Raw genomic sequence first — 13,865 nt, 5'->3', positions numbered from 1 at the left:
CTAATCGCCCAAACTGTAGATTCGGGTTGCGGTCGATATTCGTATTGCGTTCATTTCGGACCCGCTCAGGCGCGCCGACCAGGATCGAACAATCCGCATCCAATCAGCGTAATGGCCCGCCATCGTCATCACCGGCCAGTCGGATCCAAACATCAGCCGCTCCGGTCTGAAAGCTTCAAGCACCGCGTCGAGATAGGGAGTGAAATCGTCATCGGACCATCCGTCCCACCGAGCTTCGGTCATCATTCCCGAAATCTTGCAGATGACGTTTTCCCGTTTGGCCAGATCGCGCAGCCCGGTTTTCCAGGGCTCCATAGCGCCGGTTGTGATGGAGGGTTTGGCGATATGATCGACTATGAAAACCTGTTCAGGATGGCGATCGACAAAGATCAACGCCTGAGGCAAATGATCGGGAAAGATCAGCAGGTCGTAGGTCAGGCCATGGTGCTTGAGCTTTGTCACTCCGTTATTGAAGTCATCCCGCAGCATATAGAAGGCGTCGGGTTCGTCATGGAGGACGTGTCGTAACCCCTTGAGTTTGGGCCGGTGCGCGAAACGGTCTATGTACTCTTCGACATCCGGAGCGATCAAGGGAAGCCAGCCTACGACCCCGCGCACGAAGTCGTCATGTTCGGCGATATGCATCAGATAGTCGGTCTCTTCCACTATCTGACGCGCCTGGACAGCGACGGATCCCGTTACTCCCAAGGGCTGAGCGACGCCTTTGAACATATCGAGCCCATGATCCTGGCGAAGCCCGGACATACGATCGGACATCCAGGGATACTGGTCAGGATCGTACTTCCAAAGATGATGATGCGCATCTATCCAATCGGTCATCTCACTAACGAAAGATAACATAGAAAACGATCATGGTGGCGAACAGCAATCCGGCAATGCACCGGGGATCGGTGACGCTGGAGACAGGCCCACTGAGCACCGCCCACGGATTGGTCCAGGTCAGTCCTTCAATATTTCGGGCTTCGGGTTTTGGCGTCACCAGACTGACGATGATGAAGATCACGCTGCAGATGCAGAACATCCACCAGGCTTGCATCAGGAAGGGAATGCCCCATTCGTCCGTTAGCACGCGCGTAGTGCCGATCACCGGCAGGTCGAATAGGAAGGCTGTAATGCCCATGGCCATGCCGGCAAGGAGAGTTACCAGCGAGGCCTCCTTCGTGCCGCGTTTCCAGAAAACGCCGAACAGGAAGACCGTGGTGATCGGGGGCGCCAGATCTGAAGCAATGACATTGATCGCCTCGAAAATACTTGAGAACCGCCCCCCTTGCGTCGACCACAAAATGGCCAGAACCATGACGACAGCCGACGCGACGCGCCCCGTGTTCACCAGGCGACGGTCCGAGATATCCGGCTTCAGACGCTTGACGATATCGACGGCGACCAAAGTACCGCAACTGTTGAGCGCGGCCGAAACCGCGCTCATAAGCGCTGCAAGCACAGCCGCGCAAATCAGGCCGCGCAACCCAGTCGGGATAAGGGTGTTAATCAGGACCGGCAAAGTGTCATTGGCGTTTTCGCCGATTTTATCCTTGAAAAGGACATAGGCGATTACGCCCGGCAGAATGAGAACAAACATGGGCAGGAGTTTCAGAAAACCTGCGAGCAAAGGACCCAATTGCGCGTCGCGCTCGGACTTCGCGCCCAAAACGCGCTGTACAATGGTTTGGTCCGTACACCAGTACCAGATACCGAGGATCGGATAGCCGAGAAATACGGCGTACCAATTCAACCCGGCCGTGCTGTGGGTCTGGATCACGTGCAGTTGATCCGGTTTAACCGCCGCCTTGAAGTCAGCGAGGGTATGGATGCCATGGGACGGAAGCGCCATAATGGCGAAACCGGTAATTAGGAAGACGCCCGCTAGTAAGACCGCTGTATTGAAGGTTTCTGTAACCACCACCGCCTTCAGGCCTCCGAGAATTGTGTAAATCGAAATGATGACCGACACGATAATGATGGAGATTTCCACCCGGATGCCAAAGAACTGTTCAAAGACGATCGCGCCGGCATAAAGCGACATGCCGATATGAATGAACAGAGCAGCCATGATAGCCATGATCGCAAGAACGGAACGCGATGCGGAGGAATACCTTCGCTCGAGGAATTCTGGCAACGTGGAGATGCCGCTCCGGAAATAGAACGGCGCGAATATCAGCGAAAGCAAGATCAGCGTAAAGGCCGCCATCCACTCGAAATTGCCCCACACGAGGCCATCTTTATAGCCTGACGCACTCAGACCGACGAGATGGATGGTGGATATATTGGAGGCAAACAGCGCCGTGCCGACAATCCCCCAAGGCAGCGAACGTCCGGCCAGGAAGAAGACTTTACCGGTCACCGTTTTGCTGCGTGCGGCCAGAATACCGACGAGCAAAATAGCAATAATATACGCGATGATAATGCCCAGATCGAGTGCGGGTACCCTCATGGATGGTGTCATACCGTCCTCACAATTCACAAAAGATCGTAGAAGCGGGCAGGCGCAGGGGTGCGCCTACCCGCTCGCTTGTTTAGTTGTTTAGTAACGCAGTCTGATACCGACCTGCACACGTCGATCATTCTTGAACCATGCGTTCGGTGTGAACACAGGTTTGGCGTTTGGCGTTACACCTGGGATGTCGCCAAAGACCTGACCTTCCAGGACAGTGTCCGAACCGCTCAGATTGCTACCCGAGAGATTCAATTCGATGTGGTCGTTGACCTTGTACCGAATTGATCCGTCGAGTTGGCCATAATCGTCCTGCCAGATCGGGATCATTATGCAGCAGTCAAGCGCCGTGACTAGGAATTTGGAACGCCAGTTATACGCCAGCCTGAGCGCCCAGGGCCCTTTTTCGTACATGCCGACAAGGTTGTAGGCATCTTCGGAAAGCCCTTCGAGCGCATGAGGATTTATGAGCTTACTTGCCTGGGCCTGACCATTGTAAGCACTGCTAATTCCGGAATCGACAACATGCGTATAGTTTGCCTGAACACCGAATCCATCGAATGGGGCCGGCAGGAAGTCGAAGAAGCGTTGGTAAGCCACTTCGAAGCCTTTAATGGACGCACCGTCCGCATTTATCGGGCCTGTCACCTGAACCGTGCGCGTGACGCCATTGTTGGTGAAGTCCTGGCTATACTGCCCGTTCTGGATGTAATCGTAGAACTTCTTATAGAAAATATCGAACGTCAGTGACCCAACAGAAGCGAAATAGTTCTCAACCGACAAGTCCAGGTTATCCGCAGTCATCGACTTCAGATTGGGATTGCCTGCTGCGGCGGTGTATTGAAAGTTAAAGCCGGTCACGTTTGCCGGGATGTGATCTGCCGTAGGGCTGCTATATATCACCTGCGTGCTATCGCTGCCGGTATTCAGGGCGCCCGAGTTCATTGCCACATAGTTTTTCAGAGAGCCCATGTCAGGTCGCGACATGGACCTGGACGCCGCGAATCGTAGGACCCACTGATCAGACAAACCGAACTTAACGTTGAAACTCGGAAGCCAGTTGATGTGAGTCTTGCTTGACGTCAAAGCCGAGCCTGCTCCATTACTGAAGGCAATATCATCTGGGGTGATCCAGCAACTGGCATTCGTGACATTATTACCGGTAAGCGGCGTATTGCACGGAGTTCCAGCGACACTTTGCAACCATGCATTTGTCGGTGCTATGGCGTAGCCGTCAGAGACGTCCTCGGTTTGGACCCAACGCACACCGACATTACCTTGAACAGAAATTCCGTTAAAGATGGTCTTGTCGCGCCCGCCGAATTTCAGCATGGCGTAGGCTGCCTGCGTTTTTTCGCCGACGGTATCGAGCTCGGATTGGTTAAAACAGCCATCGACAAGGTTTGCACGCTCGCAGGCCGACACCCAGCTACCGACACCTATGGAATTCATGCTAAAGCCATTGATGACCTTTGCCTTGTCTTCCAAAATGCTGTCCTTGACGAATAGGAACTGAGCATTGGCCGGAAGGACATTCCCGTCCATGAAGTCAGAGCCAAAACCGGCCGCTTCCGTCATCCCTGCAGGGTAAACGGGGCTGTCAGTATTCCAGTAAGAAGCGTTGTTGCTCCAGGTGTTGGCAATGTTTGCCCAGTTATATACGGACCAGCGAATCTTCTGCTCACGGTCAGCATATCGCACGCCCACCTTCAGCGTATCAAACCATCCCCCGTTATCGAATCTATACTCACCGTCAAGGCGTGTGGCGAACTCGTGGCCCTCGCTGTTTTCTAAGTGGTCCTGAACGGAACGATAATAGTAGTTGTTTCCGTTCGCCAGCCCGCCGGGGGACTGATTGACATTAACGGGATTACCCAAATCCATCGTCGGATACTTACCCGAGAAATCCAGGATCATATTGGTGAAGCTATTGGCGTCCACCTCAACATCCGTGTTAGTCAACTCTGCCTTTATGTACTGAACATCAAAGGTTGTGCGGAAGTGATCGTTGACATCCCAACGGAAGTTGAAGGACAGATCGCGGGTCCGGTCATGGGTATTATTGATCCGTGAGGCGGTGAAGATAGTGGCGCCTTGCTGAGCCGGCCCACACGCGGGCAAACCGTAGCAAGCGTTGACCATCTGCTGACCCGATGCATTGGCGGCGACCAGGGCCGAAGCCGCATTATCAGCACCCCACCAACCGATCGGGCTGACCATCACACCGCTTTGGAAAAGACCATTGTCGTCGAAGGTGAATGCGGGCGTGCCGTCCAGAGGCTGCGCCAGATTACTCGTCAGCGTGTTATAGCCAGGCGCCGCATATATGTCGAACGCACTGGCTGTCACGACGCGCTCATGCCATTCGTTGTGATATTTTGAATCATTGTATTGGAGCGTTGCCAGCATTGTATGGCTATTGTTCTGCCATTGCGCCGCTAAAGCCACGCCGTCGCGCGTCCGCTCATATTTGTTATCGCGGAAGGCTATCAGCGACGGAATATATGCCCAGCTATCGGTGCCATATGGCGACCCGCTGGCACAGGGCACACTGCCGTCACTGGCAAGAATGACCGTTCCATCCGGGTTTGTTGCGGGGGCGGTGGAGCAGAACGCGCCGTACCGTCCCATCTGAACCCCGTTGGTCGCGGTTTCGACATAGGAATGCGCATAGTTCACCATAAGACCGAACTCACCGACCGAGGTCTGCCAGCGATTGGTGTAGATACCAGAATAATCAGGCGTTACGCTGTCAGAGATATCACCGTAGGAGGCGCCGGCCGAGACGGAGATCAATTGACCTCGGGAATCGAATGGCAGGCGCGTGCGCAGATTAATCGATCCTGCGATTCCGCCCTCGATCAGGTCGGCAGTTTGGTTCTTGTAGGTATCGACGCCTGCCATCAGTTCAGGGGAGATATCCCCCCAGCTCAGACCGCGTGAGGAATTTGCCGAGAAGGTGTCGCGACCGTTGAATTCGGAACGCACCTGCGGAAGACCGCGAACAAGAACACCCGAAGGTTCCGCGGAGAAGTGCGACGTATCCATCGTTGCCGCGAAACGCGTAACAGTAATCCCCGCGACGCGTTGCAAAGCTTCAGCAACCGATTTATCCGGGAAGGACCCGATATCGGTGGCTGTGATTGAATCGACGATTGTGTCGGCGTCTCGCTTGGTTTGCTGCGCGGTCCTCAGAGACCGTTTGGTGCCGACGACCACAACCTCTTGCGGCGCGCTGGCGGCATCCGTTGGCACTGGCACAACATCTTGCGCATTCGCCGGTAAAGCGAAACCAGCAACCAACGCAGTTAGCGCTAACATGGATACGCCAGAATTTAACATAGTCGGCCCTTTTCGAGCCAAATTCAATTTACTCTTCATCCCTGTCCTCCTTGAGTGTCCTCTTGGCGGGATACCCGCCATAAAGGCTGCTGCTGCAAAGCATTTGGAGATCTGTGGAAGGTGGCGACGCCCGGCATACGCACGGCCAAAACCGAAACGTCGTCACCAGTGCGTCGCAGAACCGATCGAATCGTAGGTGGCGTTCCGAACGTTTCTCACTCCCATTTCATCTCCAGCACTGGGGCGACATGGCATCATCGCTCCGGCACATCTGATAAGTTCTTTGCGACCTATCTGAAAGATACCTAACAACCTATTTGCAAATTGAACAGCCTTTAAACCGAAAAATCGGCGCAATTCCATCTTATTGAAACAAAAATGCTACAAAATTCATCTAAAACAATCATTTTTAAATCAATTAGACGTTATTTCGATTCATACCCATACCGAAAATGTCGAAATGTTCAGTTTTAACGGGTTGATTTTTGACAACGACACAATAACCTGTCTAACAGGTCTAGCCTATGAATGGGCGCCCAAAATAATCTACGGCAAATGCCGAACTCTTCACCGAGCATCACAGGGGACAAAGCCTATGACCGCAATAACAACGACACGCCGCGCATTCACTTTGGGAATGGGCATCAGTTCCCTCGCACTCGTCCTGGGCGCGGCCACCCGATCTCAGGCAAAGGTCGCCGCTTTGTACAAGAACGCCAGCGCGCCTGTGGTAGCGCGTGTAGACGATCTGATCAGTCGCATGACCTTGGAAGAAAAGGTCATGCAGATGCAATCAGTGTGGGAGAACAAGAGTCTGATCCAGGATGACAAGGGCACTTTCATATCGGCTAAGGCCTCCAAGGCTTATCCGCACAGCTTTGGTATGATCGCATTACCCTATGACTATCGCGGCGTTGCGCCTGAACACGCACCGGCGCCAATCGACGGCCACGTGGTTACACGTAATGCGCGCCAGACGGCGCTTCAAACCAATGCTATTCAGAAGTGGGCGAGAGAGGAGACGCGCCTTGGCATACCGGTCTTTATGCATGAAGAGGGTCTTCACGGCTACCTGGCCAGAGACGCCACCAGCTTTCCCCAAGCCATCGGCTTGGCGTCTTCATTTGACCCCGGCTTGGTTACACGGATATTTTCTGTAGTGGCGGGCGAGATGCGGGCTCGCGGCGGCAATATCGCCCTCACCCCCGTAGTTGATGTTGCTCGCGATCCGCGATGGGGTCGGATCGAGGAAACGTACGGCGAAGATCCGCACCTGTGCGGCGAGATCGGCAAGGCCGCCGTACTTGGTTTCCAGGGGACTGAGTTGCCCCTCGCCAAGGGCAAGGTCTACGCCACCCTCAAGCATTTCGCCGGCCACGGGCAGCCCGAAAACGGCACGAACGCCGGCCCGGCGGAAATATCCGAGCGCATTTTACGAGAGGACATTTTGCCGCCGTTTGAAAAGATCGTGAAAGAGACCAACCTTCGGTCAGTCATGCCGTCTTACAATGAGATTGACGGCGTGCCATCTCACGCAAATACCTGGTTGCTCAAGACGATCCTGCGTGGTGAGTGGGACTATAAAGGAATGACGGTTTCCGACTATTTTGGTATCAAGGAAATCAACCTGCGTCATAAACTTGCGCCCGACTTCAAAGAAGCGGCATGGTACGCGATCAAAGCGGGCGTCGATATCGAATTGCCCGATGGCGCCGCCTATCCCAACCTGGTCGAACTCGTAAAATCGGGACGAATTTCTGAAGCTGAGATCGACGCACCCGTTCGACGCCTCCTAGAATTGAAGTTTCTGGCAGGTCTGTTCGAAAACCCGTTTGTCGATACGGAACTGGCCGACGCGCTAACGGCCACGCCGGGATCGGTGGCGCTTGCTCGCGAAGCGGCCACACGCACAGCCGTCCTTCTGAAAAACGAAAAAAGCCTTCTACCGCTGGATGGAAAAAAGGTCGGGAAAATGCTTGTGCTGGGACACTACGCCCAGGAAGTTCCGCTCGGCTGCTACTCCGATGTCCCCCGTCACCTGGTGTCCGTTCTAGATGGCCTCAAGGCGGAAGGGAAGGCTTCTGGGTTCGACGTAATTTACAAGGAAGGCGTCCGTATTACCGAGCCTCACATTTGGCAGGAAGATAAGATTACGCTCACGCCGCCGGAAACCAATGCCAAGCTGATCGCAGAGGCCGTCGAGGCGGCGAAAAATGCCGACACGATAGTCATGGTGCTGGGTGACAATGAGCAAACCAGCCGCGAGGCATACGCGGAAGCTCACCTGGGAGATAGACAATCCCTTGATTTGATTGGCCAGCAGAACGATCTCGCAAAGGCCATATTCGACTTGGGCAAACCGACAGTCGTCCTTCTACTAAATGGCCGCCCTATGTCGGTGAACCTGCTGGCAGAACGTGCCGACGCTCTGATCGAGGGATGGTATATGGGACAGGAGACAGGCAACGCGTTTGCCGACCTGCTTTTCGGTCGCGCAAACCCCGGCGCAAAGCTTCCCGTATCCATAGCGCGCAACGTTGGCCAACTGCCCATCTTCTACAACTACAAGCCAACAGCCCGCCGGGGTTACCTGGATGGCGAGACCAAGCCCCTTTATCCGTTTGGTTTTGGACTAAGCTACACAACCTTCGAGATTTCCACCCCGCGATTGAGCAAGACAATCATTGCTGTGAATGACAGCGTGTCCCTCTCTGTCGACGTCAAAAACACGGGGACGCGTTCCGGCGACGAAGTCGTCCAAATCTACATTCGTGACGACTTTTCGTCTGTCACCCGCCCTGTTCTCGAACTCAAACATTTTGACCGTGTTACCTTGCAGCCCGGCGAAAGCCGCACGCTAACTTTTGAAATCAAACCGTCAGACCTTTGGTTCTACAATACGGACATGGAGCGTGTGGTCGAACCAGGGACCTTCACAATCCACGCCGGACCAAACAGCGTGGATCTTAAATCGACCATCCTGACCGTTGCCTAGCAGTGAATAGCCCGTCGCGCCGGCGAGGAAATCTTGATCCGGCGCGACACGACCAAATCTGAGTCTGTTCGATATGCCCCTCTCTCTCGCTACCTTTTCGACGGCGAACGCCATCAAGCCTGCCTACGATCCGGCGTCTTTGGAAATCGGCGTCGTTCATTTCGGCCCGGGCGCCTTCCATCGCGCGCATCAAGCAGCGTATTTCGATGCGCTGGTCGCCACAGACAAACGGTGGGGCATCTGCGGCGTATCGCTGCATTCGACTGGCGTGCGCGACGCCCTCGCCCCACAGGACGGTCTCTACACATTGGGGATCCTTGACGATGAAATTAGTTACCGGATTATCGGCGCCGTGCGTGAGGTGCTGGTGGCGCCTGAAGATATCGAAGCTGTGTTCAGGCGCCTGCGACAGCCTTCGGTAAAAATCGTGACTTCGACAGTAACGGAGAAAGGGTACTGCCTGGCATCGGACTTTTCTCTGAATCTCAAGCACGCCGAGATCGCGCATGACCTGGCGCACCCGCGGACCCCGAAAACGGTGATTGGTTATGTGACGGAGGCCCTTCGCCGCCGCCGCGCGGCTGGCTTTCCACCGTTCATATTGATTCCGTGCGACAATCTACCTAAAAATGGGGAGCGCCTGAAAGCGGCGGTGGTGACATTTGCTAGTCAGCTCGATGTCAAACTATCGCGATGGATTAGCGACGAATTGCTCTGCCCGTCCACCATGGTTGACTCTATTACCCCCGCCACGGACGATGATCTACGCCGCCGCGTTGCGGCGGCGACTACCCTGGAAGATGCCTGGCCGGTCCAGCGAGAGGCTTTCAGTCAATGGGTCATAGAGTCTCACGCCCACCAGGATGGTCCGGATTGGACAAGCGTCGGCGTCACCCTCACCGACAATGTCCCGGCATATGAACGCGCCAAACTGCGCCTACTAAATGGACCGCACTCCGCTCTTGCCTATCTAGGCCTAAACCGCGGGTACGCGAACGTGTCCGAGGCGATGAACGATGCAGAGTTGGCGGATGTCATCCGACGACTGATGATAGAGGATATCGTGCCGTTACTTGAGGCTCCGGATGGCCTCGACCTAATCGCTTACAGCGAAGATATTCTGAAACGGTTCCACAACCCAGCAATTGTGCACAAGCTGTCTCAGATAGCCTGGGATGGGTCGATAAAGCTACCAATCCGGATCTTAAGCAGCCTCGGCGAAGCCCTCGACCAAGGGCGGGATATTTCTCGGCTGTGTCTGCCGCTGGCTGCCTGGATGCGGTTCGTTCGCACGAAAGCTGTCGCCGGCGAAGAGATCACCGACCCTCTGGGCCGCGAACTCTTTGCTATCGGTCAGATATGCCAGGATGATGTAACAGACGTGGCGCTCTTCCTCGCCATCCGCAGCATTTTTCCGGCACATTTGGCGAACCATCCTTCAGTCGTCTCGCAAATTGAGACTGCCTATATCGCACTGGAAGGATACACCCGCAGGCGGTGAGACCCATGGATAGGCCCTTAAACAGGCCTGAAGGCCGTTCTCGCGGCAAAGCAGCCCCCAGAACTTCCCCGCCATGCTCGGTGGCCACTGCCCCGTCTCGCCGGCATCCGAGATTTCTACGTTTTCGGACCACGACTCTTTTACACGGCACTCGGGCAGAATGTTTTCTTCACCGTCAACTCTCTAGGATTGGGCGAATTCTCGGAATAACTATTTCTCTGCGCATGGCTTTATATATCCGCGTGGCATCGTGCCCGCTCACGCCCGCCTCCTCGGCGTAATCGCCCCAAGCTTCCACGCGATCGTGGATCTCTCGGATTATGCGTTCCGCTTTGCGAGGTTTCAAATCGCAAAATTCTCCGAACGCAAGCAGGTCTGCAAGTTCGAAATGGTCTCGTTTGCCGTTCAGGCTCATTTGGTGACTATTGGTCCAGGAGCCGGAGGGGTTGTAGGCGTAACTGACATCGAAGGCGGGCGATAGGCGCCACTCGCCCTTCCTGTTCATTAAGAACGCGATGTTCTTTACATGGTCATCCTGATTTCGAATGAGAATGTTGAAAACAGCGCGCCGGAATTGTTGCTCAATGTCATAAGTAGGAAGGTTGAGGAGACGGATGGTTTCGATGGCTTGTTCGTATGAATAAGCCCCCGCTGCATTGAAGTCATAGTGGCGCATGGCCGCAAGAGACTGCATGTGAAGTTTTTGTCCGGACGGCGTGCGATCGAACCTTCGTGTCATAAAGTGGGAACGCCCACCCTCCTCATGTATACGACTTTCGCTCATATCTATGCCGGAGGCGACAGCGAGCAAATAGAAAGCGTACTCGATCACACCGAACCCTTGTGGATCTGCCAGCTCTTTATCGCGATTATTACTGATTCCATCGAATTTCATCAACCAGTAGGTATATCCGTCACCAGCCCTGACCTGACCCGATCGAAACTGTCCGGTTTCTGCATTCCAAGCCAGGACCGCTTTGGCGCGGGCGCCTCCGGCAGAGGTCCCAACCCTCAAAATTTCCTGAAGCATTTCCCTGTCATCGTGGCCAGTGAGAACGCCGGCCAATTCAGAGCGGTTATTCAAAACCATATTCGCCAGGTTTACGAGGTTTTCAATATCCAGACGTTTAGCGCGCGGATTCGCACCGATTATGGTCGGATGAAATTCGAGTGCGCCCATGCCGCGTGAGCCTATGTAACAAAGACGTTCGACAGGATTGAAGCTGTTGGCAGGACGCCCTTGGCCTGCGAGCCAGACATCGATCAGGGCGTTGCCGTATTTGTCTGGAAGGGAGTCGGCTAACAAGCCGGGTAAACCTTTGAACGCTTCTTTTGACAAACCGGAGAATTCGAATGGGTCTCTACTGAGGGGCATGGTTAGGGGAGCCAACTGAATACGGCTGCCGGCGAACTCCGGCTGATATTGGAAGACGCCGATCGAGCGATCTTCCACCCAACTTACAGCCCCAACATCACTGCCCCATAGGCGGACGATCGCGTCAGTCATTCTTCGTCCTCACCCCATACCCACTCTGTTGTCGGCCCGGTTGGTTGCCCGCCACTTGCTCGCTGTCGTTCCTGCCCTTTGTGCTTTATACGTTCGATAGGACGAACGTTTGGATCAGGCATAAACGCCAGCAATCCAGCATCTAAGCGTAAGGCCATGAGCACGCGAATGAAACTGTCCAGAGTGCCCCCCTCACCGCCCTCTAGTCGTTTGATCGTTCGAACGGAGGTTCCCGCCTCATCGGCCAGTTGCGCCTGAGTTAAGTTCCTGCTGAGGCGTATCCTTGTCACTTGAATTCCAAGTTCAATTTGGTACTGCTTAACAGTCTCGACAGATGTTGATACGTTAGGGGACACAATTGGCACCTTATAGACATATTAGGCGTTAAAGTGCCTAATATGTCCCCTTAACATTAAGAAGGCAAATTTTCAATTAAAGGGACAAAGTTGGCCCCTAGTCATAGGTTATCAGCTTCAAGGGGTCAAATATGGCCCTTAATGCTAACCAAGGCACATGAGGCAAGATCAACACTTAAGCACCGCCCTGACCTAAGCGGCATTGGCAATGCCGCACGCTGCGTTGTCTCGAAGTCCATCCAGGTAATCCGACCACCATTGCGCCATCTCAACCCGCTCATTCCAGTACAAGCCGCGATTATACGTCCTACGGACCTTATTTTTGTCCTGGTGCGCCAAGGCAGCCTCAATCACGTCGGGCCGCCAGGCGCCTGACTCGTTCAATAGAGTGCTGGCCGTGCTTCTGAAGCCGTGGCCGGTCATTTCATCTTTCGTATATCCAAGACGTCGTAGCACTACATTGATTGTGTTCTCTGACATCGGACGCAGCCAGGTTCGCACGCTCGGGAACAGGTAGTGGTGATCACCGGTGATCTCGCGCAGTTCCAGAAGGAGTTCGATCGTCTGGCGCGACAGCGGGACCCAATGCTCGATACCCATCTTCATTTTATGGGCGGGGATGCGCCAGTACCGCTCATCAAAATTGAACTCGGGCCATTCAGCCTTTCGAAGCTCTGCGGGACGTACAAATACGTGCGGAGATAGCTGAAGGGCGTACTTGGTCGTCAGATGCCCCTCAAAGGCGTCGAGGGAGCGTAGGAGCTCACCAACCCGCTTCGGCTCTAATATAGCGGCATGATGGGTGACCTTAGGTGTCCGAAGCGCCCCCGCAAGCAGGGCCGCCGGGTCGGCTTTAGCGCGCGTCGTCCAGATGGCGTACTTGAACACGCGACTGGCGAACGATCTCATGCGATGGGCCGTTTCCAGATTGCCCTTGCGTTCAACTTTTCGCAACACATCCAGAATTTGGTAGGCCTCAATTTCCGCGATGGGAAAATTACCCAAAGCCGGCTCTAGCTGCTTGGCCAGCCATAGCGTCTTGACCTTGGTCGCATCGGCCATGCCATCATCTATAATCTTTTGAATGTACTCATCCATTACGGCTTTGAACGTATTGCCGGCTTGAATGCGCTCAGCAACCTCCCGCTTCTTTTTGTGAACGGTTGGATCGACACCTTTGGCGAGAAGATCTTTGGCCTCCTCTCGCTTGCCTCTGGCGTCCTTCAGCCCGACAGCCGGGTACTTTCCAACCGTCAATTGCTGTTCTTTTCCGGCGAAGCGATATTTGAGGCGCCAGAGCTTCCCCCCGGCGGGTGAGACGATCATAAACAAACCGCCGTCATCGAAGAGCTTGTAAGGGGCGTCTTTCCCTTTAGCGTTACGGATTACAGTGTCTGAAAGAGCCATTTTGGGGGTCATTTCCTGAGGCTGAAAAAATGACCCCCAAATGACCCCCAAAAGGTGGGGGCTGTCCTCGGACGTGTGAGGACGCTCGTGGACGTCACGAGCTATAAACTACCATAATATAAGGGTTTTTTCAACACCACCGGACACCGGCGGAAGGTAAGATGGTGCCTGGAGCCGGAATCGAACCAGCGACACGCGGATTTTCAATCCGCTGCTCTACCAACTGAGCTATCCAGGCCCTCAAAGCCAGCGCCAGCCAGAAACCGGTAAGTTCACGGTGCTTCGGGCGGAGGCAGGTCTATAGG

At 54.5% G+C, this 13,865-nt stretch carries 8 protein-coding genes and 1 tRNA gene; 2 read left to right on the top strand and 7 right to left on the bottom strand.

Annotation, left to right across the window (positions count from 1 at the left end):
- From VL130_RS10500 to VL130_RS10490, 3 genes are all read right to left on the bottom strand, one after another.
- On the bottom strand, positions 1 to 840 hold the full coding sequence (locus VL130_RS10500; protein ID WP_325362836.1) for an amidohydrolase family protein: 840 nt from the start codon (positions 838 to 840) through the stop codon (positions 1 to 3).
- Positions 841 to 844: 4 nt separating this feature from the next.
- Positions 845 to 2,464, bottom strand: coding sequence for a sodium:solute symporter (locus VL130_RS10495; RefSeq protein ID WP_325362835.1), 1,620 nt, complete (start codon positions 2,462 to 2,464; stop codon positions 845 to 847).
- A 78-nt stretch (positions 2,465 to 2,542) separates the two neighbouring features.
- Complete coding sequence (locus VL130_RS10490) at positions 2,543 to 5,833, bottom strand: TonB-dependent receptor (RefSeq protein WP_325362834.1); 3,291 nt, start codon at positions 5,831 to 5,833, stop codon at positions 2,543 to 2,545.
- Between the two features lie 556 nt (positions 5,834 to 6,389).
- Between VL130_RS10490 and VL130_RS10485 the strand changes: the two genes are divergently transcribed.
- Positions 6,390 to 8,789: a glycoside hydrolase family 3 N-terminal domain-containing protein gene (locus VL130_RS10485; protein WP_325362832.1), complete on the top strand. Its 2,400-nt coding sequence runs from the start codon at positions 6,390 to 6,392 to the stop codon at positions 8,787 to 8,789.
- A gap of 73 nt (positions 8,790 to 8,862) precedes the next feature.
- Complete coding sequence (locus VL130_RS10480; protein WP_325362831.1) at positions 8,863 to 10,290, top strand: mannitol dehydrogenase family protein; 1,428 nt, start codon at positions 8,863 to 8,865, stop codon at positions 10,288 to 10,290.
- A 175-nt stretch (positions 10,291 to 10,465) separates the two neighbouring features.
- Here VL130_RS10480 and VL130_RS10475 read toward each other — a convergent pair whose 3' ends face one another.
- The 4 genes from VL130_RS10475 to VL130_RS10460 all read right to left on the bottom strand — a co-directional run bounded on the left by VL130_RS10475 (position 10,466) and on the right by VL130_RS10460 (position 13,798).
- On the bottom strand, positions 10,466 to 11,797 hold the full coding sequence (locus VL130_RS10475; protein ID WP_325362829.1) for a type II toxin-antitoxin system HipA family toxin: 1,332 nt from the start codon (positions 11,795 to 11,797) through the stop codon (positions 10,466 to 10,468).
- The gene (locus tag VL130_RS10470; RefSeq protein ID WP_325362828.1) at positions 11,794 to 12,153 is read right to left on the bottom strand and encodes a helix-turn-helix domain-containing protein; all 360 of its coding nucleotides are present in this window, start codon (positions 12,151 to 12,153) and stop codon (positions 11,794 to 11,796) included. Before VL130_RS10470 ends, VL130_RS10475 begins: the two co-directional genes overlap by 4 nt.
- 192 nt (positions 12,154 to 12,345) lie before the next feature.
- Complete coding sequence (locus VL130_RS10465; RefSeq protein WP_325362827.1) at positions 12,346 to 13,572, bottom strand: tyrosine-type recombinase/integrase; 1,227 nt, start codon at positions 13,570 to 13,572, stop codon at positions 12,346 to 12,348.
- A gap of 150 nt (positions 13,573 to 13,722) precedes the next feature.
- A tRNA-Phe gene (locus tag VL130_RS10460) sits at positions 13,723 to 13,798 on the bottom strand.
- Positions 13,799 to 13,865 lie beyond the last annotated feature (67 nt).

Origin of the sequence: Asticcacaulis sp., from assembly GCF_035497195.1 — a bacterium.
In the GTDB taxonomy this organism is placed as follows: Bacteria; Pseudomonadota; Alphaproteobacteria; order Caulobacterales; family Caulobacteraceae; genus Asticcacaulis.
The sequence above is the reverse complement of the archived record's forward strand: the minus strand, read 5'-3'. Positions and strand labels throughout refer to the sequence as shown.